Here is a 23,619-nt window from a genome sequence, read left to right as displayed (position 1 = left end):
AAATCCACGATGACTTCGAGCCGTAACCCGTCTGGCCTGGTGCTGCCCGAGCAGCGCGTGGTGGCCGTCGACGACCTGTCGGTCACGTTCCGCCGCGAAGGCGCGACGTTCGACGCGGTGCGCAACGTGTCGTTTCACGTCGATCGCGGCGAGACGCTCGCGATCGTCGGCGAATCGGGCTCGGGCAAGTCGGTCACGTCGCTCGCGCTGATGCGGCTCGTCGAGCACGGCGGCGGCGCGATCACGAACGGCCGGATCGCGTTCCGCCGGCGCGGCGGCGCGCTCGTCGATCTTGCGCAGGCAAGCGGTGCGACGATGCGCGGCATTCGCGGCGCGGACATCGCGATGATCTTCCAGGAGCCGATGACGTCGCTGAACCCGGTGTTTACGGTCGGCGACCAGATCAGCGAGGCGATCGCGCTGCATCAGTCGAAGAGTGCATCGGAAGCGCGCGCGGAGACGCTGCGGCTGCTCGAACTCGTGCGCATTCCGGAGGCGCGCCGCGTGTTCGCGCGCTATCCGCATCAGTTGTCGGGCGGGATGCGGCAGCGCGTGATGATCGCGATGGCGCTGTCGTGCCGGCCCGCGCTGCTGATCGCCGACGAGCCGACGACCGCGCTCGACGTGACGATCCAGGCGCAGATCCTGCAACTGGTGCGCGGGCTGCAGGACGAAATGAACATGGGCGTGATCTTCATCACGCACGACATGGGCGTGGTGGCCGAAGTGGCCGACCGCGTGCTCGTGATGTATCGCGGCGAGAAGGTCGAGGAGGGCGAATCGGATCGCATCTTCGCGGCGCCCGCGCATCGCTATACGCGTGCGTTGCTCGCGGCCGTGCCGAAGCTCGGCTCGATGCAGGGCACCGACGTGCCCGAGAAATTCCCGCTGCTGAAGGTGGAGGGTGCAAACACGGCAGCACCGGCGGCATCTCCGGCGCCCGCTCCGGCGGCGAAGAACGATGCACAGCGGGGCTTCGATCAATCCGCGTCGCCGATCCTGCGCGTGCGCGATCTCGTGACGCGCTTCCCGGTGAAGAGCGGCGTGTTCGGCCGCGTGTCGCAATACGTGCATGCGGTCGAGCGTGTGAGCTTCGAGTTGCGCGCGGGCGAGACGCTCGCGCTGGTCGGCGAATCGGGCTGCGGCAAGTCGACCACCGGCCGCTCGCTGCTGCGCCTCGTCGAATCGCAGAGCGGCTCGATCGAGTTCGACGGCCGCGACATCAGCGCGCTGAAAGGCCCCGACCTGCAGGCGCTGCGCCGGAACATCCAGTTCATCTTCCAGGACCCGTTCGCATCGCTGAACCCGCGCCTGACCGTGGGTTTCTCGATCATGGAGCCGCTGCTCGTGCACGGTGTCGCGAGCGGCCGCGAAGCGCAGGCGCGGGTCGACTGGCTGCTCGACAAGGTCGGCCTGCCGCCCGAGGCCGCGCGTCGTTATCCGCATGAATTCTCGGGCGGCCAGCGCCAGCGGATCGCGATCGCGCGTGCGCTCGCGCTGAACCCGAAGGTCGTGATCGCCGACGAATCGGTGTCGGCGCTCGACGTGTCGGTGCAGGCGCAGATCGTCAACCTGATGCTCGACCTGCAGCGCGAACTCGGCGTCGCGTACCTGTTCATCTCGCACGACATGGCCGTCGTGGAGCGCATCAGCCATCGTGTCGCGGTGATGTATCTCGGCCAGATCGTCGAGATCGGCCCGCGCCGCGCGGTGTTCGAGGCGCCGCAGCATCCGTATACGAAGAAGCTGATGAGCGCGGTGCCGGTGGCCGACCCCGCGCGCCGGCACGCCCCGCGCCAGCTCGCGGCGGACGAAATCCCGAGCCCGATCCGCGCGGCCGGCGACGAGCCGGTTGTCGCGCCGCTCGTCGCGGTCGGCCCGGATCACTACGTCGCGACGCACCGCGTCGGCGGCGCGTACTGAACGCGCGCAGGTTGCCATGGACCGCAGCTGCGCACGAGCGAGGCAACGACGCATTTTCCCCGAGCGGGCGCCGTCCCGCCGCGACTCTCACCACGCGTTATCGAATCACCCACAGGAGCCCAGCAAGATGAACAAGCCGTATTCGTTCCCGATGTTCCGTCCACGCGCACTGCTCGCAGCGGGTGCCGGCGCGCTCGCGCTGTCGGCCGCGGTGCCCGCGTTCGCGCAGCAGACCGCGGTGATGGCGGTGGATTCGACGTTCACGACGATGGACCCGTACGACGCGAACGACACGGTGTCGCAGGCCGTCGTCAAGTCGTTCTACCAGGGGCTGTTCGGCTTCGACAAGGACATGAAGCTCGTCAACGTGCTGGCAACCGGCTACGACGCGAGCCCGGATGCGAAGACCTACACGATCAAGCTGCGCCAGGGCGTGAAGTTCCACGACGGCACCGATTTCAACGCAGCGGCCGTGAAGGCGAACTTCGACCGCGTGACCGATCCCGCGAACCACCTGAAGCGCTACAACATGTTCCGCGTGATCGAGAAGACCGAAGTGGTCGATCCGTACACGGTGAAGATCACGCTGCGCGAGCCGTTCTCCGCGCTGATCAACACGCTCGCGCACCCGTCGGCCGTGATGATCTCGCCGGCCGCGCTGAAGAAGTGGGGCCGCGACATCGCGCTGCATCCGGTCGGCACCGGGCCGTTCGAGTTCGTCGAATGGAAGCAGACCGACGACCTGAAGGTGAAGAAGTTCGCCGGCTACTGGAAGAAGGGCTACCCGAAGATCGACGCGATCGACTGGAAGCCGGTGGTCGACAACAACACGCGCGCGGCGCTGATCAAGACGGGCGAGGCCGATTTCGCGTTCCGCATTCCGTTCGAGCAGGCTGCCGACCTGAAGGGCAACCCGAAGGTCGACGTCGTGGAGCGGCCGTCGATCGTGCAGCGCTACGTGTCGCTGAACCTGCAGCAGAAGCCGTTCGACAACCCGAAGGTGCGCCAGGCGCTGAACTATGCGGTGAACAAGGAAGCGCTCGCGAAGGTCGCGTTCGCCGGCTTCGCGACGCCGTCCACCGGCGTGGTGCCGCAGGGCGTCGACTACGCGACGAAGCCGGGCCCGTGGCCGTACGACCCGGCGAAGGCGCGCGCGCTGCTGAAGGAGGCCGGTTACCCGAACGGCTTCGAGACGACGCTGTGGTCCGCCTATAACAACTCGACGTCGCAGAAGGCGATCCAGTTCGTGCAGCAGCAGCTCGCGCAGGTCGGCGTGAAGGTGCAGGTGCAGGCGCTGGAAGCCGGCGAGCGCGTCGCGAAGGTCGAGAGCGCGCCGGATCCGGCGAAGGCGCCGGTGCGGATGTACTACATCGGCTGGTCGTCGTCGACCGGCGAGGCGAACTGGGCGATCACGCCGCTGCTCGCCGGCTCGTCGGCGCCGCCGAAGCTCCTGAATACCGCGTACTACAAGAACGACACGGTCGACGGCGATCTCTCGAAGGCACTGGAGACGGTCGACCGCACGAAGAAGGCCGAGCTCTACGCCGATGCGCAGAAGCAGATCTGGGCCGATGCGCCGTGGATCTTCCTCGTGCAGGAGAAGATCGTGTATGCGCGCAGCAAGCGGCTTCAGGGTGCGTACGTGATGCCGGACGGCTCGTTCAACTTCGACGAAATCTCGCTGAAATGACAGTGGTGATGACGGCGGTTCGTCCGCCACGCGGTGCCGGCGGCGCAAGCCGCCGGCACGCTGATTCGATCGGTGCCCCATGCTGAATTTTCTCGTCAAACGCCTGTTCGGCCTGCTGCCCACGCTCGCGATCGTCGCGGTGCTGGTGTTCCTGTTCGTCCACCTGCTGCCGGGCGACCCGGCGCGGCTCGCGGCCGGGCCCGAAGCCGACGACGCGACGGTCGCGCTGGTGCGCACCGATCTCGGCCTCGACCAGCCGCTGCCCGCGCAGTTCGTGAACTTCTTCGTGAAGATCGCGCACGGCGATTTCGGCCTGTCGACCCGCAGCAAGCGGCCGGTTTCGACCGAGATCGGCGAGCGCTTCATGCCGACGCTGATGCTGACGCTCGTCAGCATGGCGTGGGCGACGGCCTTCGGCATGGCGATCGGCATCGCGTCGGCCGTGTGGCGCAACCGCTGGCCGGACCGCCTCGGCATGACGCTCGCGGTGTCGGGCATCTCGTTTCCCGCGTTCGCGCTCGGCATGCTGCTGATGGAGATTTTCTCGGTGAAGCTCGGCTGGCTGCCCGTCGTGCCGGACGGTTCGTGGCGAAGCTACGTGCTGCCGTCGCTGACGCTCGGCGCCGCGGTCGCGGCCGTGATGGCGCGCTTCACGCGTGCGTCGTTCGTCGAGGTGCTGAACGAGGATTTCGTGCGCACAGCGCGCGCGAAGGGCGTGCACGAGCCGATGGTGGTGCTCAAGCACTGCCTGCGCAACGCGATGATCCCGGTCGTCACGATGATGGGGCTGCAGTTCGGCTTCCTGCTCGGCGGCTCGATCGTCGTCGAGGTCGTGTTCAACTGGCCGGGGCTCGGGCGCCTGCTCGTCGATGCCGTGACGATGCGCGACTACCCCGTGATCCAGGCGATCGTGTTGCTGTTTTCGCTCGAATTCATCCTGATCAACCTGACCGTCGACGTGCTGTACGCGGTCATCAACCCGACCATCCGGTTCAAGTGAGGCGCGCATGAACGCGACTGTCCAGACCGCGGCGCCGGCCGCACCCACCGCGATCCGCACGCCGTGGCGCGAATTCTGGCGCAAGTTCCGCAAGCAGACCGTCGCGCTCGTCGCGGGCGGCTTCGTGCTGGCGCTCGTCGTGCTGGCGTTCGTCGGCCCGCACGTCGTGCCGTTCGATCCGGAGAACTATTTCGACTACGACGCACTGAACGCGGGGCCGTCGGCCGTGCACTGGTTCGGCGTCGATTCGCTCGGCCGCGACATCTTCAGCCGGATCATCACGGGCACGCGCATCTCGCTCGCGGCCGGCTTCTTCTCCGTCGCGCTCGGCGCGGTGATCGGCACGTTCTTCGGGCTGCTCGCCGGCTACTACGAAGGCTGGTGGGACCGCATCACGATGCGCGTGGCCGACGTGCTGTTCGCGTTCCCGGGCATCCTGCTCGCGATCGGCGTGGTCGCGATCCTCGGCAACGGGATGGTCAACGTGATCTGCGCGGTCGCGATCTTCAGCATCCCGGCGTTCGCGCGGCTCGTGCGCGGCAACACGCTGATGCTCAAGCACATGACCTATGTCGAGGCCGCGCGCAGCATCGGCGCATCGGACTGGACGATCATCATGCGGCACATCCTGCCGGGCACCGTGTCGTCGGTCGTCGTCTACTTCACGATGCGGATCGGCACGTCGATCATCACGGCCGCGAGCCTGTCGTTCCTCGGGCTCGGTGCGCAGCCGCCGACGCCGGAGTGGGGCGCGATGCTCAACGAGGCGCGCGCGGACATGGTGACGGCGCCGCACATCGCGATCTTCCCGAGCCTCGCGATCTTCCTGACCGTGCTCGCGTTCAACCTGCTCGGCGACGGGCTGCGCGACGCGCTCGATCCGAAGCTGGAGCGCCGCTGATGCGCATCGCACCGATGTGGGCGGCGACGCTGCCGGCCGGGCCGCGCGGCACGATCGCCGACGTGCCGGGCGTGACGGTCGGCCATTGCACGCTCGATGCCGGCAACGTGCAGACGGGCGTGACCGTCGTGAAGCCGCATCCGGGTGATGTGTACCGCAGCAAGGTGCCGGCGGGGGCCGCCGTGATCAACGGCTTCGGCAAGAGCGTCGGGCTCGTGCAGGTCGACGAGCTCGGCACGCTCGAGACGCCGATCGCGCTGACCAATACGTTCGGCGTCGGCGCGCTCGCGCACGCGCAGATCCGCGCGGCGATCGCCGCGAATCCGCAGATCGGCCGCGACTGGCCGACCGTCAACCCGCTCGTGTTCGAGTGCAACGACGGCTATCTGAACGATATCCAGGCATTCGCGGTCACGGCCGCGCATTACGACGACGCGTGCCGCGCGGCGTCGCGTGACGTCGCGCGCGGCGCGGTGGGGGCCGGGCGCGGGATGTCGTGCTTCGACCTGAAGGGCGGGATCGGTTCGGCGTCGCGCGTTGCGGTCGCGGCCGGCCGGCCCTATACGGTCGGCGCGCTCGTGCTCGCGAATTTCGGCCGGCTGCCGATGCTGACGCTCGGCGGCGTGCCGCTCGGGCGCATCGTCGCGCAACGGCGGGCGGCCGAGGCCGCGCACGCGGTGCCACCCGAACAGGGCTCGATCATCCTGTTGCTGGCCACCGATGCGCCGCTCGACGCGCGGCAACTGTCGCGGCTCGCGCGCCGTGCGGGCGCGGGGCTGGCCCGCACGGGCTCGGTCTACGGGCACGGCAGCGGCGACATCGCGCTCGCCTTCTCCACCGCCTACACGATCGCGCACGATGCGTCGACCCTCGCGCTGCCGGCCCTCGTCGCCGACGCGGCGCTCGATCCGCTGTTCATGGCTGCCGCCGAAAGCGTCGAGCACGCCATCGCCGATGCGTTGCTGCAGGCCGTGACGGTGGCCGGGCGCGACGGCCACGTGCGGCAATCGCTGCGCGGCGCGGTGCCCGATCTCGATCGCCTGTTCAACGAAAGTCACGAAGGACGTATTGCCCAGTCATGAAGATCCTGATTTCGACCGACATCGAAGGCGTCGCCGGCGTGTTCGCCACCGAGCAGACGCGTGCCGGCAATCCGGAATACGAACGCGCGCGGCGCTGGATGACCGCCGAGGCGAATGCGGCGATCGAAGGCGCGTTCATGGGCGGCGCGCAGGCCGTGTGGGTCAACGATTCGCACGGCGGTTTCCGCAACCTGCTGCCCGACGGACTCGATGCGCGTGCGCGTGTCGTGCTCGGCAAGCCGCGCACGCTCGGGATGATGGCGGGCCTCGAACAGCAGCCCGACCTCGTGTTCATGATCGGCTATCACGCGAAATCGCAGACGCGCGGCATCCTCGCGCACACGATCAACAGTTTCGCGTTCACGCAGGTGTGGCTGAACGGCGTCGAGCTCGGCGAAGCCGGGCTGTACGGCGCGCTGGCCCGCGAATATGGCGCGCACGTCGCGCTGGCCACCGGCGACGACGTGTTCGCGGAAGAAACGCAGCCGCTGTTTCCGGATGCGCATTTCGAGACGGTCAAGACGGCCGGCGGCGCATCGAGCGGCGATACGCTCACGCCGTCCGCATCGTGTGCGCGGATCGCAGCCGCCGCGCGCGAGACGGTCGCGCGGGCACTGTCGGCAGGCGTGCGCGCCGGCACCCGTCGGCCCGCGCCGGCCGCCTGCACGTTGCGTGTGCAGACGGCAGCGCTGGCCGACCTGTTCTGCGTGCTGCCGTCGCTGGAGCGCGTCGATGCGGTGACGCTGCGCTTCGACGGGCCTTCGGTCGAGCACGTGGTGCGCACGTTGAACAGCCTGTCTGCGATGTCGTTCATGCTGCGGTGATGCGTGCCGCGGCGATGTCGCCGGCGTGCGACCGGTCAATGGGCGGCTGCAGGGCTCGCTGTCACGGCAAGCAGGAACGTTTCCATGGCCGCGACCAGCGCGAGCGGCGTCTCGTTCATCGGATAGTGGCCCGCATTGCGCAACACGTCGACGGTGGCGCGCGGGTAGCGCCGCAGGTAAGTGCGGGCCATCAGCGCCGCGTCGAACGCCGGATCGTGCTCGCCGATCAGCACTTTCACCGGATGGGTGCCGGCGATCTCGTGGCTGAAATCCGTATCGGCCCACGCGCGGAAGTACGCGCCGAACGCCGGCGGCGACGAACGGGCTGCCGAATACGCGGCTTTCCACGCGACCCAGGCGGCGGGCAGCCGGCCGCCGGTGCTGCGATCGATGATGGTCCGGCGATCGGCGACGTGGTCGGCGGCCCGCTCGAATAGCGCGCGTTTCTCCGCGTCGAACGGCAGGCCGCCGCAAGGCACGGGCGTGACCGGCACGAGCGCGCGCACCCGGTCGGGCGCGATGACGGCGATTTTCTCGGCCGCCATCGCCCCCATCGAGTGGCCGACGACGCTGAAGGTCGGGAATTCGAGTGTGTCGGCAAGCGCGAGCGCGTCGGCGGCGATCTCGTCGATCGTGTAGTCGCCGGCTGTGTCGCGCATGCGGCCGTAACCTCGGTAGTCCATGAACACATAGCTGAAACGCTCACGCGACAGCCACGCTTCGACGGGTTCGAACGCGTGGGCGTCGCCGAACCAGCCGGGCAGTACAAGAACAGGGTGGGGGCCGTTCCCCACGCGATGAAACGTATTCGGCATGTCCGCTCCGATGCAGTGGTAATCCGGCCGATCAGGCCGACGGGTCTTGCGGCCGCGAGGTCGCGCAAGGGGTGGAGCGGATCGTAGATCGCGCGAAGGAGACCCGCCTTCGATATCGGGTCATTGATGATGGAATTCGGGCCGTGAGAAATACGCTGCTAGATCCCTACGAACACATTCCGCGAAGCGTGGTCGTGACCGCGAACGACTACGCGGCGGGTACGACGTTTCCGGAGCACGCGCACGTGCGCGGGCAATTCGCGTTCGCGTCGCGCGGCACGATCAGCGTGTCGACGCCGCACGGGCGCTGGCTGGTGCCGCCGCAGCGCGCGTGCTGGGTGCCGGCCGGCGTGCGGCACGAAATGACGATGACCGGGCCGGTCACGATGCTCAACACGTTCGTGTCCGGCGACGCCGCGCTCGAGGCGGGCCTGCCCGAGCAGTGCGGCGTCTATGGCGTATCGGCGCTGCTGCGGCAACTGATCGACGATGCGATCGACCTGCCGGCTCTGTACGACGTCGACGGGCGCGCGGGCAAGCTGATGGCGCTGCTGGTCGCGGAAATCGCGACGATGCCGCGCCTGTCGCTGCATGCGCCGCTGCCGGCCGACGCGAGGCTGGCGAAGGTGTGCCGGCACCTGCTCGCGTCGCCGTCGATCGCGGCCGATCTCGACCAGGTGGCCGCCGATGCCGGCGTGAGCCGGCGCACGTTCACGCGGCAGTTTCGCGCGCAGACGGGCGTGAGTTTTGCCGCATGGCGCCAGCAGGTGTGCATGCTCGCGGCGATCGCCCGCCTGAGCGACGGGCAGCCGGTCACGCGCGTCGCGCTCGATCTCGGGTACGCGAGCGCCAGCGCGTTCACGTCGGCGTTTCGCCGCATTCTGGGCGATACGCCGAGCCGCTATCTGGAGATTCGGCGCTGACCGGAAGGCATCCGAGCGCACTACGCCGATGTGCCGGTCGCCGAAAAAAAATACGCGTCTGCCAACTTCGGTCAGACGCGCTTAAAGGCACTCGGTCAGAAAAAATGCGCGCACGGCCCGGTGGGCCGATATCGCGCATGACATGCGTAATTGTTGCCGATCCTGATTTAATTCCGTTTGAACGTTGCGGATAACGCAGGATACGCCGCATAACGCGCAAACGATATCCTGCCGGGGCGATGATTCATGTGCAGTCGCAGCATGCGTTTCAATCGAGCGTTCGATGCGGGGGCGGCAGCCCCCGGCGCCGGGCATCGATACCCGCGGCCTGGCGTGCTGCGATGCAGCATCAAATGATGGCGCCGCAACACGAAAAACGCCGCGTGGCGCGATGCCTGTCGGTATCGCGCCACGCGGCGTTGCGGTTTGCGGTAGCGGGCGAAGCCGGCGTGCGCCGGCTCGCGCGTCACACGTCGAAGAACACCGTTTCGTCGGGCCCCTGCATGCGGATGTCGAAGCGGTAGACGACCGGGCGGCCCGGTTGCGCGTCGCGTTTCGCGACGAGCGTCGCGCGACGCTCGGCGGGCACCGCGTTCAGCACCGGGTCGGCGGCGTTCGCGGCGGCTTCGTCGTCGAAATACACGCGCGTGAACGCATGGGTGAGGATCCCGCGCATCATCACGGTCACGTTGATGTGCGGCGCCTCGCCGGCGGTGATGCGGCCCGGCTTCACCGTCTCGACGACGAAGCGCTGCTGTGCATCGGTGCCGGTGCCGACCCGCGCGAAGCCCGTGAAGCCGGATTTCGCGATGTCGTCGCGCGACGCGGGGTAGCGGCCCGCGCTGTCCACCTGCGTGAATTCGAGCACCGCGTCGCCAACGACGTTGCCGTCGCCGTCGAACACCTGGCCGACCAGCAGCACGTGCTCGCCTTCGGCGTGTGCCGCGGCGATCGTCGGCGTGAACAGGCTTTTCAGGTCGTAGTCGTATTGCTGCGGGCACAGGCCGTACGCGAAGTACGGGCCGACCGTCTGCGAAGGGGTTTGCTTCAGCGTCGTCATGGTTCAGCGCTCCATCGGGGTAGCGTCGCGGCCGCGCAGCACGATGTCGAATTCGTAGCCGAGCGCATAGCCTTCTTCGGTGATGTCCATCGAGAAGCGCGAGATCAGGCGGTCGCGCGCGGCCTCAGGCGTGCCCTGGAAGATCGGGTCGTACGCGAGCAGCGGATCGCCGGGGAAGTACATCTGCGTGACGAGACGCGAACCGAAGTAATCGCCGAACAGCGAGAAATGGATGTGATTCGGGCGCCACGCGTTCGGATGGTTGCCCCACGGATACGCGCCGGGCTTGATCGTCAGGAAGCGGTAGCGGCCTTCGTCGTCGGTCAGGCAGCGGCCCGCGCCGAGGAAGTTCGGGTCGAGCGGCGCATCGTGCTGGTCGACCTTGTGCACGTAGCGGCCGGCCGCGTTCGCCTGCCACACCTCGACGAGCGTGTTGCGCACGGGCTTGCCACCTTCGTCGAGCACGCGGCCCGTGACGACCATGCGCTCACCGAGCGGCTCGCCGTTCTTCACGGCGTTCTTCGTCAGGTCGTGGTCGAGCGCGCCGAGATCCTCGGCGCCGTAGACGGGCGCGTACTGGTCGCGCAGTTTCTCCTTCAGCGGGATCAGCGGGCGGGTCGGGCCGCGCTTCACGGACGAACGGTACTCGGGGTGGATATAGGCCGGATGCGACGGCCAGTCGCGCGGCGTGAGGATCGTGGGGGAATCCATCGGGCGTCTCCTGATAGGTATTTCGCGAAGTGGATGGCAGGACTTTAGCCAATCCGGAAAGTTATGCAAAATGACCTTTTTTCGCGAATCGCATAACCGTTCGTTATGTTCGACGCGCCAATGAAAATTCCGCCGGACAGGATGCCTGTCCGGCGGAAAAAGCGATCGGGCTTCGCGTCGTCGGTGACGACCCCGTGCACGGCCCTCCAGCCAGCCCGTCGCTGCTTTTTGTGTTTTCGTTCTTGTTGTTATCCGGCCTCCCTGAGCGCGCCCGTCATGACTGGCGGCCGGGATCGAACACGATCCCGTCGAATTCGAGTGACAGCGTGCCGCCGCGCAGCAGTGCCGCAGGCGTCGCGTCCCGGTCGGCGCCGAGCACGTCGCTCACGTAGTCCGCGCAGAACGCGCGCCGCGTCCGCAGGTTGAAGCGGTTGCCGAGCAGCGCGTCGATCCGTTGTTCCGCCGTTGCATGCACCCGGCGCTGCGCGTCGGCGGTCGGTGCCGCGACGCGGCGTGCCAGTGCGATGCGCCCGCCGTCGGTACGGGCGACGAAGCGCGACAGCGGCGTGAGTTTCGTCCACGCAAACCCGGATTCGGCGATCACGGGCTCGTCGCCCGACGTATCGACGACGACGCCGAAGCGATTGGCCCACGTGCCCGTCGTGCCCGCTGCGTCGCGCGTCGCGCTCGCCGGCACGCGGATGAACACGAGATCCCCGACGTGCGCGCTGGCGGCCAGCGTGCGGATCGTGGCGAGCGGCATCGTGCGATCCGTGTCGCGTGCATCGCGCGGGGCGGTGTGGCGCGATTCGTAGGCGGCGGTTTCGGTTCGGGTGGTCATTTCGGCTCCGTCGTTCGGTGACAGCACGGAGCGGATTATGCAGACAAGTATCCGAAAGTGTTCATTTGCGTGTGCAGGTAGCCTAATATCTGACCTTGAGCATCATTTTTCGATACCAAAATGACCGAAACCGCCCAACTCATCGAAATGCTGAAGCGCCAATTGAAGGCGCAGGGCATGACCTACCGCGACGTCGCGCGGGCGCTCGACGTCTCCGAGACGAGCGTGAAGCGGCTGTTCGCCAGCGGCCGCTTCACGCTGGAGCGTGTCGTGGAGATCGCCCAGCTGCTCGGCTATACGCTCGCCGAACTCGTGCAGGAGGCTTCCGCGTCGGCGCCGAGGCTGCGCGTGCTGACCGAGCAGCAGGAGGCGCTGCTCGTGTCGGACGACAAGCTGCTGCTCGTTGCCGTCTGCGCGATCAACTACTGGACCGTGCAGGACATCGTGTCGACCTATCAGGTGACCCAGGCCGAGTGCGTGAAATACCTGCTGATGCTCGACCGGATGAACGTCGTCGCGCTGCTGCCGGGCGACCGGATTCGCGTACGCGTCGCGCGCGATTTCGACTGGCTGCCCGGCGGGCCGATCCGCCGCTATTTCCATGCGCACGCGCTCGGCGATTTTCTCGACAGCCGCTTCGACGGGGAGGGCGAGACGATGACGTTCTCGCAGGGGATGCTGACGGAGGCTGCCGCCGCGGAGCTCGAGCTGGAGTTGCGCCGGCTGCGCAGCAAGGCGGCCGCGCTGCATGCGGAATCGTCGTCCGCGCCGCTCGCGCAGAAGCACGGGACGAGCTTGCTGATCGCGAAGCGGATGTGGGAGCCGGCCGGTTTCCAGGCCCTGCGGCGTCGCGCGTGATGCCTCGTCGAACGCTTGGGGCGATCCGGAAAGTTATGCAAAATGGCGTTTCATCGTCAATCGCATAACCACCCGTTATGAATAACCGTATCGCCGACGGCCGTGTCAAGTTCCGGCACCTGCAGTGCTTTCTCGCGGTCGCGCAGCTGGGCGGCGTGCAGAAGGCGGCGGAAAGCCTGTCGATCACGCAGCCGGCCGTCTCGAAGACGATCGCCGAACTGGAGGCGATCCTCGGCGTGAAGCTGTTCGAGCGCGGCCGGCAGGGCGCGCAGCCGACCCGCGAGGCGCAGCTGTTCATGCCGCATGCGAACGCGTGCGTGCTGGCGCTGCGGCAGGGTGTCGGGCTGCTTGCGCGTGAGGGCGGAGCCGCCGCGGCGACGCTGGAAATCGGCATGCTGCCGACGGTCGCGGCATCGCTTGCTCCGGCGTTGATGAAGGCGCTCGCCGCGCGCTGGCCGCGCGTCGTCGTGCGGATCACGACGGCCGCGAATGCCGATCTGCTCGAGCGCCTGAAGTCCGGCGCGATCGAGTGCGCGATCGGGCGGCTGTCGGAGCCGGAGCGGATGATCGGGCTCGCGTTCGAGCAGCTGTACAACGAGCCGCTCGTCGCCGTCGTGCGTGCCGGACATCCGCTGCTTTCAAGCGCGGCACCGGCGGCCGAGCTCGCACGCCATCCGGTCGTGCTGCCGCCGTTCGGCACGCTGATCCGCCAGTCGGCCGAGCAGTTGCTCGGCGCCTGCGGCGCGCCGCCGCTGGATTCGTTCATCGAGGTGCTGTCGGTATCGGTCGCGCGCGCGCTGACGCTCGAGAACGATGCGGTCTGGTTCGTGCCGCTCTATGCGGCCGAATACGACCTGTCGGCCGGGGCGCTGGCACGCCTGCCGCTGCCGTCCGCGGGCACCGACGAGCCGGTCGGGCTCATCCTGCGCACCGATGCGCAGCCGTCGCCGGTCGCGCGGACGCTGATCGATGCCGTGCGCGACATCGCGCGGTCGCGGTTCGGCGATGCGCGAGCGCATCAGTCGCCACGCGCGACGCGCAAGCGGGCTCGTCGCGACGAATAACCCGGGGCGGATCGCGCGGCATGCGAGGACCGAGCCGTCCCCGGCTATCGAATTGGCCGTCCGGCCAGTAGCTGTCCCGGTGGTGCTTGGCTTATCGTATCGATTTTGGTACGATGAGTGTCAAGACGATGACGAGACAGCAGATCCAGGTCACGCTCGGCGTGCGGTTCTTCCAGACGGCTCGTGGCAACGAGCCGGTGCGCGAATGGCTGAAGTCGCTTGGGCAAGCGGAGCGAAGGGTGATCGGCGAGGAGATCAAGACCGTTCAACTCGGCTGGCCGCTCGGCATGCCGCTGGTCCGGAAGATGGCACCGGATCTGTGGGAGATCCGCGTGGCGCTGCCCGGGCGGAGTGCCCGTGTGCTGTTTACGGTCGTCGGCGACACGATGGTCCTGCTGCACGGCTTCTTCAAGCAGTCGCGGGCCACGCCGTCGGACGATCTCGATGTCACCGTCGCACGTCTCAAAGCGTTGACGCATGCCATCTGAATTTCCCGGTTGCGCCGGAACGCACCGTCTTCGACGGGCAGGCAGCCGGCAACGCCATGCACTGGAGTACCTCATGACGACCACGAACCATCCGCATATCGGCAGCGATTTCGATACCTTCCTCGAGGAGGACGGCAATCTCGAAGCGGCCACCGCCACCGCGATCAAGCGCGTGATCGCGTGGCAGATCGGGCAGGAAATGAAGGCGCAGCACATCACGAAAACCGCGATGGCCGCGCGGATGAAAACCAGCCGCGCCGCGCTCAACCGGCTGCTCGACGAAACCGACACGAGCCTCACGCTCGCGACGCTCGCGAGCGCGGCCGCCGCGCTCGGCAAACGGCTCAGCTTCGAGCTGGTGCCGGCCTGACGAGCGTGAAGCAGCGGCGTCTGGCCGGGTTCGCGACCGTACGTGTGATGCGCACGATGCGCACGGCGCAGTGGCCGGCCCTCCGGCCGGCGGGTCGGCCATGATTCGCCGGCGTGTCGCCGCAAGCCGGCGAGTGCCGGCCCGCGCGCACATGCCGGGTCACTGGCGCGGTCCGGTCACCCGCAGATAGAGCAGCGCACCGCCCGCGAGCAGCAGCGGGCACAGGATGGCCCAGCCGGTCGTCAGGAACAACCCGGCAACCGCGACCAGCGAAACCCACGCACAGCGGTAAGCGATGCCGCCGCGCGGCAGCAACTTCAGCGCGGCGGCCGCACCGAGCCCATACACCATCACGAAACATCCGGACGTCACGAGCACGAGCGGTTTCGGCCCGACGTCCGAGAGCGTCGTCGCGGCCAGCGCAACGGCTGCGAGCGTGGCGATCACGCCGAGGCTGCGGCGCGGGACGCCGCCGACCTGGCTGCCTTGCGCGAGCCACGCGGGTAATGCACCGTCGCGACCGAGCGCCGCACCGAGCTTGGCCGCGCCCGCGAAATACGCGTTCATCGTGCCGAGCGTGAGCAGCAGCGCGGCCGCGGCGGCGAGCACCTGGGCATGACCGCCGATGCCGCCAGCGATCAGTTCGGCGAGCGGTGCCCCCGAAGCGCCCGCGGAAGGCCCGAGCACCGTCACGCTCGCGGCGGCGACCGACAGATACAGGAATCCGACCACCACGACGGCGATCCCGGCCGAGCGCGGCATGTCGTGTGCGGGCCGTCGGAACTCGGCCGCGAGGTGCGTGATCGCTTCCCAGCCGGCGAAACTCCACACGAGCAGCGCGGCGGCCTGGCCGACCGAGAGCCAGCCGTGCGGGGCGAACGGATGCAGGTTCGCCGTGCGCGCATGCGGCGCGGAGGCGAGCACCGCCGCGAGCAGCAGCGTGACGAGCAACGCCGACAACACGAGCTGCATGCGGCCCGAAACGGTGACACCGAAAGCATTCGCGGCCGACACGGTCGCGATCAGCGCGGCAGCGGTAACGATGACGGTCGTGTGCCCGCCGCCCGTCACGGCCGCGACGTATGCGCCGGCGAACATCGCGGCAGCCGGCGCGCCGGCCGGTACCGCGAAGTAGAAGCACCATCCGACGACCGCCGCGGCTTTCGGCCCGAATGCGCGCCGGGCGTAGGTCGAGACCCCGCCTGCATCGGGATAGCGCGCGCCGAGTGCGGCGAAGGTGGCCGCGAGCGGCCCGGACAACACGACCAGCGCGGCCCACGCGAGCAGGGATGCCGGGCCCGCGACCTCGGCGGCCAGCGCGGGCAGCGCGATCACGCCGGTGCCGAGCACCGCGCCGATATAAAGCGCGGCGCCCTGGAAAATCGTCAGCGAGCCCGCGTGATGTGCGGCGGGCGAGTCGGCGTGCGAGGGCATGGACAGCAGTCTCCGGAAATCTTGTTGTGCTGGAGCGCGGGCGCCCGCGCGGAAAGTCGTTCGATGCTACCCGAAGGCAGGCGGTCGCGCGGCCCCGCGATCAGTAGTCTGTGTGGTGCCGCGTGTCAGCCGATGTCAGTGGCTGCGCGCGAGCCGCAGGCGCGCTTCCTCGCGCGCGGCGGGCGACAGTTCGGGGGCGTAGTGGAACGCCCCGGAAACCAGCGAGGCGACGGGCACGCCGTCGCGGAACAGCACGCGATTTCCCGCGAGGGCCGGCACCTTGTCGCCGGGCAGCAGCGTGCCGGCAAGATTCAGCGGATCGGCGCCCGTCACGCAAACGTACTGTCCGTCGCCCGGTTGCCGCCGCAGTTCGCGCAGGACCGGGATCGCTTCAGGCAGCGCGAACTGTTCGCCCGCGAGCCCGGCGACGAAGCGTCCGCCGCGAATCTCGCCGCGCGCTTCGAGGCGTTGCAGCACGCGCACGAGCTCGCGCCAGTTCGGCAGCCAGTCGGCTTCGCGTTCGAGCAACCGCCAGAACACGACGCCGTAGCGGCGCAGCAGCGTCCAGACGATGTGTTCGAGTGCGTCGGGATCGGTCGCGGGCGCACCGCGCTTCGGTGCCGGCGTTGGCGTGTCAGCCGGTGCCGAAGCGCGTTGCACGAGCGCCCAGCGGCCGGCGTCGTCCATTCCGCCGATCAGCGCACCGCCGCGCCGCGTGCGGGGTGCATAGGTCGCGCTGCGCTTGACGGCAGGCTTCAGCAGTGCGCGGAGGCCCGCGTAGCTGTCCGCATTCACGAGGCCGGCCGAAACGAGTTCGCCGAGCGCCTGTTCGAGTTCGACGGGCAGCATGTGCAGGTCGTCGAGCAGCGCATCGAAGAACATCGCGCCGTGCGCGGCGAGGGTGTCGCGCACCTGGGCGGCCCGTGCGGACAGCGCCGGTTGCGCGTCGGGATCGCGCAGCGCCTGCCAGGCAGAGAGGTGGCGGCGCGGCAGCAGCACGATCGGCGTCGTCTTCACGGGCGTGCCGGCTGCGCGGGCCGGCGCGCCGATGCGCGTCCACACGAGCTTGCCGGAGCGGCACAGCTCGTCGAGCCCGCCCGCCGTGTAGTCGCTGAGCCGCGCGGGCAGCAGTGCGTCTTCCCATGCGCTCGCCGCGGCCTCGAAGCCTTCGAGCTGTTCGACCACGGCCGCGAGTGCATCGCGGCCCGTACCGCGCGTGTCGGGTGTCAGGTGTTGCCAGTGGAACAGGAAGCGCATGAAGTCGGCGCGCTCCACCGGCTCGATTTCGCGGCGCAGCCGTTTCACCGTGTAGCGATGAATGCGTGCAAGCAGATGGCGTTCGCACCATTCGTCGGTCGTCGTGCCCGGTGTGAACCGGCCACGCATCACATAACCTTCGCGCTCCAGCGCCGCGAGCGCCGTCGCGACCGAGGCAGGCGGCAGGCCGAGCGGTGTCGCGATCGCGTCGAGTCCAAGCGGGCCGAAACCGGTGAGCCGCGCGCGGATCACGTCGACGAGCGCGGTATCCGCTTCCCACGGCTGCGCGCAGGCAGCCGGCACCTTGAGCGCCGGCGCGATGCGGGCATCGGGATGCAACGCACGCAGGCACACGAGTCGTTCGACCGGCACCCACAGGGCGCCGCCGCCGGGCGTCACGAGTTTCGTCGCGCGACGGCGTTCGGCAAGTTCCGCGAGCCGGTCGGGCCAGCCTTCGTGCACGTGCGCTTCGCTGTCGGCGATGCATGCGAGCGTGAGCAGCGCGTCGTGCATTTCGTCGGCGTCGCGCACGAGCGGCCAGGCTTCGTCGCGCACGGCATCGATCGCGTCGGCGTCGAGCGCGCCGAGATCGTCGGCCGATTCAGGGTCGCTCCAGCGGCGCGACTGTACGGCCTGCGTGCGGCGCTCTTCCAGCGGCGCGTCGTCGAGGAACGCATACGGTTTCGCGTTCAGGATCTCGGCCGCGAGCGGCGACGGCGCGGGCAGGTCGCGCGCGATCAGCTCGATCGCGCCGCTCTCGATCCGGCGCAGCAGCGCGAGCCAGCCGTCGGTGTCCATTGCGTCATGCAGGCAGTCGTCGAGCGTCTGGTCGACGAGCGGGTGATGCGGTATCTCGCGTTCGCCGACGATGTTCTCGAGGCACGCGACCTGATCGGGAAACACGGTCGCGAGCAGATCCTCGCTCTTCATCCGCTGCAGTTGCGGCGCGGTGCGCTTGCCGCCGGTGAAGCGCGGCAGCGCGAGCGCCGTCGTCGCGTTCCAGCGCCAGCGCACGCCGAACATCGGCGCGTCGAGGAGTGCCTGGACGAGGACGTGTTCGGCGCTGGCCGAACGCAGGTAACGCCACACTTCGTCGAGCGCGAAGCTGTGCGCGAGCGACAGCGACAGGATGATCGCGTCGTCGGTCGCGGCCGCCTGCAACTCGAAGTTGAAGCTGCGGCAGAAGCGCTTGCGCAGTGCGAGCCCCCATGCGCGGTTGATGCGGCTGCCGAACGGCGAATGGATCACGAGCTGCGTGCCGCCCGATTCGTCGAAGAAGCGTTCCATCACGAGCGTGTCCTGCGTCGGCAGCGCGCCGAGCGCGGCGCGGGTGCGGGCGAGGTAGTCGACGATCTGGCGGGCGGCGTCGGGCGACAGCCGGAGATCGTCGACGAGCCAGCGCAACGCCGGCGCGAGGCGGCTTTCGGCGGTGGCGGCGACGACGGTGTCATGCCGCGAGCCGGTCGAGGCGTCGGTATCGGCTTCGATCCCGGCCTTCGATTTCGCCTTCGCACCCGCTTTGGCGTCGGTCCGGGGTACGGGCTTTCCGCCAGTCCCTTCACCGATGCGTTCACGGTTCTTGCCATGTGCGAGCCGTTCGCCGTCCGCGAACAGTCCGTCGAGCCGCGCGCGCAGCCGGCCGACCGCCGCCGACAGCTCGTCGCTGCGCCCCGGCGCCTCGCCGAGCCAGAACGGAATGTTCGGCGACTGGCCCTGCGCGTCCTCGACACGCACGCGGCCCGTTTCCACGCGAATGATCCGGTACGACTGGTTGCCGAGCTGGAACACGTCGCCCGCGAGGCTCTCGATCGCGAAATCCTCGTTGACCGTGCCGACCTGAATGCCCTGCGGTTCGAGCAGCACCGCGTAGTCGGCCATGTCGGGGATCGTGCCGCCCGACGTGGTCGCGGTCATCATCGCGTTGCGGCGCCCGCGCACGGTGCCGCCGACCACGTCGCGATGCAGGTACGCGCCGCGCACGCCGCGGCGGCTCGTGAAGCCTTCGGCGAGCATCTTCATCACTTCGTCGAAGCGCTCGCGTGTCAGCCGCGCGTACGGCGCCGCGCGCGTGAAGCTCGCATACAGCGCGTCTTCCTGCCATTCCGTGCACGCCACTTCGGCGACGATCTGCTGCGCGAGCACGTCGAGCGGCGCTTCGGGAATCCGCAGCGCGTCGAGCTCGCCGCGTTGCACGCAATCGAGCAGGGCCGCGCATTCGACGAGCTCGTCGCGCGACAGCGGGAACAGGCGCCCCTTCGGCACGCCGCCGACATGGTGTCCGGAGCGGCCGACGCGCTGCAGGAACGGTGCGATGCCGCGCGGCGAGCCGACCTGGCAGACCAGATCGACGTCGCCGATATCGATGCCGAGTTCGAGCGATGCGGTGGCGACGAGCAGCTTCAGTTCGCCGCGCTTCAGCCGCTGTTCGGCGTCGAAGCGGTGCTCCTTCGAGAGACTGCCGTGATGCGCGGCGATCGCATCCTTGCCGAGCCGGTCGGCGAGATGGCGCGCCATGCGCTCGGCGGTGCGCCGCGTGTTGACGAACACCAGCGTCGTGCGGTGCGCGGCCGCGAGGCCGGCAATGCGGTCGTACACCTGTTCCCACACGTCGGTGGCCATCACGGGTTCGAGCGGCACGTTCGGCAGTTCGAGCGCGAGGTCGCGCTCGCGTGTGTGGCCCGTGTCGACGATCGTGCAATCGCGCGGCGCATCGGCCGGGCCGCCGACGAGGAAGCGCGCGACCGCATCGATCGGCTTTTGCGTGGCGGAGAGCCCGATACGCGGCAGCGCACGGCCGGCCAGCGCGTCGAGACGTTCGAGCGACAACGCGAGATGGCTGCCGCGCTTGGACGATGCGAGCGCGTGGATCTCGTCGACGATGACCGAGCGCACGTTCGACAGCATCTGCCGCCCCGACGTGGACGACAGCAGCACGTACAGCGACTCGGGTGTCGTGACGAGGATGTGCGGCGCGCGCTTGCGCAGCGCCGCGCGCTCGGCCTGCGTCGTGTCGCCGGTGCGCACGGCGGTGCGGATCGCCGGCACCGGCAGGCCGAGTTGCGCGAGCGAATCGGCGATGCCGGCGAGCGGCGCATCGAGGTTCACGTGGATGTCGTTGGACAGTGCCTTCAGCGGCGACACGTACACGACGAGCGTCGCGTCGGGCAGCGTGCCGTCATGCGCGAGCGCATCGCGCACCAGATCGTCGAGCGCGCACAGGAACGCGGTGAGCGTCTTGCCGGAGCCGGTGGGCGCGGCGACCAGCGTCGAGCGGCCGGCCTTGATGTGCGGCCACGCGAGCGCCTGCGCGCCGGTGGGCGCGGCGAACGTGCGCCGGAACCACGCGGCGACGGCCGGGTGGAACACGTCGAGCGCACGGGCGGCAGGGCGGGTAGCGGTGACGTCCATCGGAGCGTTGAAATAGGGTGCAAGCAGGGCGCAAAGCGTGCGCAAGGCGCACACGAATCGAATCGCCAGTGTGCCAGACGTCGCGCGTGCGTGCCGGGTGCGCGTGTCGGCGAACGGGACTCAAATGGGGGCCTGCACCGTACTTTCAACGGACGGAAAGTTGCATGCGCGCCGGCGTGCCGATAGCACGCCGAATCGCGTCAAATTGCGCCGAATTGCAACTAGACGCGATGCAGCCAGCCGAGCCAGTGTTCGAGCAGCGGCGTACGCGAGCACAACGACTGCGCGAGCCACAGCGTGCCGCCCCATGCGGCGCCCACGACGATCAGGTCGCAACGCCCGCTGTTCCACAGGTTGAGTGAATGACGCCGCCAGATCCACGGTACGCCGAGCGGGTTCGGCCAGTCGGCGAGCAGGTGCATCACGCCGCCGCATGCGAAGCCGAACAGCGGCGCGGCCCACAGCGGATGCGGATGATGGATGAGCCCGTGCCAGCCGAGCGCGAGCAGGGCGATCCAGCCGATGCCCCAGTGCGTGATGGTTCGATGCGTGACCCACAGGCGGCGCTTGCGGCGCCACCATGCGACTTCGAGCCAGTCGGGCGCGGTACCGCCCGCGACGCCCGCCGCGAATGCGGCGAACATGCCCGAATGCCACGGGCCCGTGGCGCCGGTTTGTGCGACGAGGGCGGCGGCGGCGACGCCGGCCGCGAAGCCGGACGCATGATGCGCGTTGTGTGATGCCATAGGAAGCGAGACGAAGAAACGTGAGGCGGCGCGTGAACGAACCAGTGATGCGGTGCGAAAGCGGGGCGCTATCTTCGCAGATCGGATCGTGCAGCGGGACGGACGTTTGCAGATTTTTTTTCACGCGTCACGTGGCCTGTCGCGCAGTTCGCAACTTTCGGTTTTTGTGCGCTGCGTGATGACGTGAACCGGTGTGAGCTGCGGCCGCGCGCCCGGTGCAAATTCGACCTGTCCGCATCCGTGTCGAGAAGCGGCGGCATGACCAGGCGCACACAGCGAATGCGCTTTCATCGTATGTCACGTGTTCGACCCTTTTTGTCCCCCTATACTACGAAACCGGATATGGCCGTCGGTGCGCCGGCGGCCATGCGCGGGACAGGTGCTTTTCCTGCCTGAAGGAGATCCACATGGGGGACATGCAATGACTACGCTGAATCGCTTCAAATCATCCGCGGTCGTGCTCGCGACGGTGGCCGGCATCGGTTTCCTGCCGAACGCACCCGTCTATGCGAAGGGGCCGCAGCCGGCCGTCCTGACGAGCTCGGCGGTTGCGGTGGCCGACAAGTACAGCGCGGATGCCGCGGAGCGGATCTTCAAGGAAGGCGGCAACGCGATCGACGCGGCCGTCGCGATCGCCTTCACGCTCGCCGTCACGTATCCGGAAGCTGGCAACATCGGCGGCGGCGGCTTCATGACGATCTACAAGGACGGCAAGCCGTACTTCATCGACTACCGCGAGCGTGCGCCACTCGCCGCGACGAAGGACATGTATCTCGACAAGGACGGCAACGTCGTCAAGGGCATGAGCCTGTACGGCCCGCGCGCGGTCGGCGTCCCGGGCACGGTCGCGGGCATGTGGGAAGCGCAGAAGCGCTTCGGCAAGCTGAAGTGGAAGCAGGTGCTCGCGCCGGCGATCCACTATGCGCGCGATGGCTTCGTCGTCGACGAGCAGCTCGCGCAGCGCGGCGTCGACGCGTCAAAGGAGTTCGGCGGCAAGACCAACTTCGACAAGTATTTCTCCGGGCTGAAGGCGGGCGTGAACTTCAAGCAGCCCGATCTCGCCGACGTGCTCACGCGCATCGCGAACGACGGCGCGGAAGGTTTCTACAAGGGCAAGACGGCCGAGCTGATCGCCGCGTCGATGAAGACCGGCGACGGCAACGGGCTGATCACCACCGAGGATCTCGCGCAGTACCGCGCGGTGTGGCGCCAGCCGGTGCAGGCGAAGTGGAACGGCTATGACGTGATCACCGCGCCGCCGCCGAGCTCGGGCGGCATCGGCCTCGTGCAGTTGCTGAAGATGAAGGCCGACCTCAAGCAGGACTTCGAGGGCGTGAAGCTCAATTCGCCGCAGTACATCCACCTCGTCGCGGAAATCGAGAAGCGCGTGTTCGCCGATCGTGCGCAGTATCTCGGCGATCCCGATTTCTACAAGGTGCCGATCGCGCAGCTGACCGACGACGCCTATATCGCGAAGCGGGCGGCCGAAGTCAACCCGAAGGAGCCGTCGGATACGAAGAGCGTGCAGCCGGGCCTCGGCACGACGATGCCGGAGAAGGCTGAAACGACGCACTTCTCGGTGGTCGACAAGTGGGGCAACGCGGTGTCGAACACCTACACGGTCAACGGCTATTTCGGTTCGGGCGTGATCGCCGACGGCACGGGCATCGTGCTGAACGACGAGATGGACGACTTCTCCGCGAAGCCGGGCGTGGCGAACATGTTCGGCGTGGTCGGCAGCGACGCGAACGCGATCGAACCGAAGAAGCGCCCGCTGTCGTCGATGTCGCCGACGATCATGACGAAGGACGGCAAGGTGTCGCTCGTGATCGGCACGCCGGGCGGCTCGCGCATCTTCACGTCGATCTTCCAGGTGATCAACAACATCTACGACTTCAAGATGCCGTTGAAGGAGGCCGTCGGCGCGATGCGCTTCCATCACCAGCTGCTGCCGCCGAACACGATCTTCTGGGAGCCGTACCACCCGATCGAAGGCGAACTCGCGAAGCAGATCGAGGCGCGCGGCTACACGCTGAAGGGGCAGGATTTCAGCGGCGACATCCAGGTGATCAAGATCGACGGCAAGACGCCGGAGGCGATGGCCGACCCGCGCGGGCGTGGTGTGACGCGGGTCATTCGCTGATGTGAAGCGATGCGTGCGCGGTTGCGAAGGCGGCCGCGCACGCCGTGTTCCGCGGCTGGGCGCCGGATGCCCGCTGCGGAA

At 68.4% G+C, this 23,619-nt stretch carries 19 protein-coding genes; 12 read left to right on the top strand and 7 right to left on the bottom strand.

Annotated features, from left to right (window positions below):
• The first annotated feature begins 9 nt into the window (after nt 1-9).
• The 6 genes from ACTJLD_RS28015 to ACTJLD_RS27990 all read left to right on the top strand — a co-directional run bounded on the left by ACTJLD_RS28015 (nt 10) and on the right by ACTJLD_RS27990 (nt 7,420).
• Complete coding sequence (locus tag ACTJLD_RS28015) at nt 10-1,923, top strand: dipeptide ABC transporter ATP-binding protein (protein ID WP_175757416.1); 1,914 nt, start codon at nt 10-12, stop codon at nt 1,921-1,923.
• A 127-nt stretch (nt 1,924-2,050) separates the two neighbouring features.
• A complete protein-coding gene (gene gsiB, locus ACTJLD_RS28010) occupies nt 2,051-3,613 on the top strand; it encodes a glutathione ABC transporter substrate-binding protein GsiB (RefSeq protein ID WP_027791363.1) in 1,563 nt (520 codons plus the stop codon).
• Between the two features lie 79 nt (nt 3,614-3,692).
• Nucleotides 3,693-4,613: a glutathione ABC transporter permease GsiC gene (gene gsiC, locus ACTJLD_RS28005; RefSeq protein ID WP_042972832.1), complete on the top strand. Its 921-nt coding sequence runs from the start codon at nt 3,693-3,695 to the stop codon at nt 4,611-4,613.
• A gap of 7 nt (nt 4,614-4,620) precedes the next feature.
• Nucleotides 4,621-5,514, top strand: coding sequence for a glutathione ABC transporter permease GsiD (gsiD, locus tag ACTJLD_RS28000; protein WP_021156639.1), 894 nt, complete (start codon nt 4,621-4,623; stop codon nt 5,512-5,514).
• On the top strand, nt 5,514-6,596 hold the full coding sequence (locus ACTJLD_RS27995) for a DmpA family aminopeptidase (protein WP_440660072.1): 1,083 nt from the start codon (nt 5,514-5,516) through the stop codon (nt 6,594-6,596). The genes gsiD and ACTJLD_RS27995 overlap by 1 nt, the downstream gene beginning before the upstream one ends.
• On the top strand, nt 6,593-7,420 hold the full coding sequence (locus ACTJLD_RS27990; RefSeq protein WP_226180773.1) for a M55 family metallopeptidase: 828 nt from the start codon (nt 6,593-6,595) through the stop codon (nt 7,418-7,420). The genes ACTJLD_RS27995 and ACTJLD_RS27990 overlap by 4 nt, the downstream gene beginning before the upstream one ends.
• A 35-nt stretch (nt 7,421-7,455) precedes the next feature.
• Here ACTJLD_RS27990 and ACTJLD_RS27985 read toward each other — a convergent pair whose 3' ends face one another.
• On the bottom strand, nt 7,456-8,235 hold the full coding sequence (locus tag ACTJLD_RS27985) for an alpha/beta fold hydrolase (RefSeq protein WP_440660071.1): 780 nt from the start codon (nt 8,233-8,235) through the stop codon (nt 7,456-7,458).
• Nucleotides 8,236-8,378: 143 nt separating this feature from the next.
• Here ACTJLD_RS27985 and ACTJLD_RS27980 point away from each other — a divergent pair, with 143 nt between their 5' ends.
• Nucleotides 8,379-9,158 (top strand): AraC family transcriptional regulator, encoded by a 780-nt coding sequence (locus ACTJLD_RS27980; RefSeq protein WP_027791368.1) that lies wholly within the window; start codon nt 8,379-8,381, stop codon nt 9,156-9,158.
• A 466-nt stretch (nt 9,159-9,624) separates the two neighbouring features.
• Here the strand turns inward: ACTJLD_RS27980 and pcaG are convergent, their stop codons facing one another.
• The 3 genes from pcaG to ACTJLD_RS27965 form a co-directional block, all read right to left on the bottom strand.
• Entirely contained in the window at nt 9,625-10,218 is a 594-nt protein-coding gene (gene pcaG, locus ACTJLD_RS27975) for a protocatechuate 3,4-dioxygenase subunit alpha (protein ID WP_060194675.1), read from the bottom strand.
• 3 nt (nt 10,219-10,221) lie between these two features.
• Nucleotides 10,222-10,929, bottom strand: a complete 708-nt coding sequence (gene pcaH / locus ACTJLD_RS27970; RefSeq protein ID WP_059683235.1) for a protocatechuate 3,4-dioxygenase subunit beta — start codon at nt 10,927-10,929, stop codon at nt 10,222-10,224.
• 274 nt (nt 10,930-11,203) lie between these two features.
• Nucleotides 11,204-11,770 carry a YiiX/YebB-like N1pC/P60 family cysteine hydrolase gene (locus ACTJLD_RS27965; RefSeq protein WP_440660070.1) on the bottom strand — a complete coding sequence of 189 codons (567 nt, stop codon included), beginning with the start codon at nt 11,768-11,770 and terminating at the stop codon, nt 11,204-11,206.
• Between the two features lie 120 nt (nt 11,771-11,890).
• On the opposite strand from ACTJLD_RS27965, the gene ACTJLD_RS27960 reads away from it, so the two are divergent.
• The 4 genes from ACTJLD_RS27960 (at nt 11,891) to ACTJLD_RS27945 (ending at nt 14,550) form a co-directional block, all read left to right on the top strand.
• On the top strand, nt 11,891-12,628 hold the full coding sequence (locus ACTJLD_RS27960; protein ID WP_027791371.1) for a helix-turn-helix domain-containing protein: 738 nt from the start codon (nt 11,891-11,893) through the stop codon (nt 12,626-12,628).
• A 77-nt stretch (nt 12,629-12,705) separates the two neighbouring features.
• Nucleotides 12,706-13,692: a pca operon transcription factor PcaQ gene (gene pcaQ / locus ACTJLD_RS27955; RefSeq protein ID WP_226253197.1), complete on the top strand. Its 987-nt coding sequence runs from the start codon at nt 12,706-12,708 to the stop codon at nt 13,690-13,692.
• Nucleotides 13,693-13,820: 128 nt separating this feature from the next.
• On the top strand, nt 13,821-14,180 hold the full coding sequence (locus tag ACTJLD_RS27950) for a type II toxin-antitoxin system RelE/ParE family toxin (RefSeq protein ID WP_059696549.1): 360 nt from the start codon (nt 13,821-13,823) through the stop codon (nt 14,178-14,180).
• A 73-nt stretch (nt 14,181-14,253) separates the two neighbouring features.
• Nucleotides 14,254-14,550 carry an XRE family transcriptional regulator gene (locus ACTJLD_RS27945; protein WP_027791374.1) on the top strand — a complete coding sequence of 99 codons (297 nt, stop codon included), beginning with the start codon at nt 14,254-14,256 and terminating at the stop codon, nt 14,548-14,550.
• 159 nt (nt 14,551-14,709) lie between these two features.
• Here the strand turns inward: ACTJLD_RS27945 and ACTJLD_RS27940 are convergent, their stop codons facing one another.
• The 3 genes from ACTJLD_RS27940 to ACTJLD_RS27930 all read right to left on the bottom strand — a co-directional run bounded on the left by ACTJLD_RS27940 (nt 14,710) and on the right by ACTJLD_RS27930 (nt 21,395).
• Nucleotides 14,710-15,984, bottom strand: coding sequence for an APC family permease (locus ACTJLD_RS27940; RefSeq protein ID WP_059696385.1), 1,275 nt, complete (start codon nt 15,982-15,984; stop codon nt 14,710-14,712).
• Nucleotides 15,985-16,119: 135 nt separating this feature from the next.
• Nucleotides 16,120-20,649, bottom strand: a complete 4,530-nt coding sequence (locus ACTJLD_RS27935) for a DEAD/DEAH box helicase (RefSeq protein ID WP_440660066.1) — start codon at nt 20,647-20,649, stop codon at nt 16,120-16,122.
• Nucleotides 20,650-20,870: 221 nt separating this feature from the next.
• Nucleotides 20,871-21,395 carry a metal-dependent hydrolase gene (locus tag ACTJLD_RS27930; RefSeq protein WP_027791377.1) on the bottom strand — a complete coding sequence of 175 codons (525 nt, stop codon included), beginning with the start codon at nt 21,393-21,395 and terminating at the stop codon, nt 20,871-20,873.
• A gap of 421 nt (nt 21,396-21,816) precedes the next feature.
• On the opposite strand from ACTJLD_RS27930, the gene ggt reads away from it, so the two are divergent.
• Nucleotides 21,817-23,538: a gamma-glutamyltransferase gene (gene ggt / locus ACTJLD_RS27925; RefSeq protein ID WP_027791378.1), complete on the top strand. Its 1,722-nt coding sequence runs from the start codon at nt 21,817-21,819 to the stop codon at nt 23,536-23,538.
• The last annotated feature ends 81 nt before the right edge of the window (nt 23,539-23,619 follow it).

The organism is Burkholderia sp. 22088 (assembly GCF_052045915.1).
Lineage (GTDB): Bacteria > Pseudomonadota > Gammaproteobacteria > Burkholderiales > Burkholderiaceae > Burkholderia > Burkholderia cepacia.
This window is presented reverse-complemented; position numbering and strand designations above follow the sequence as displayed.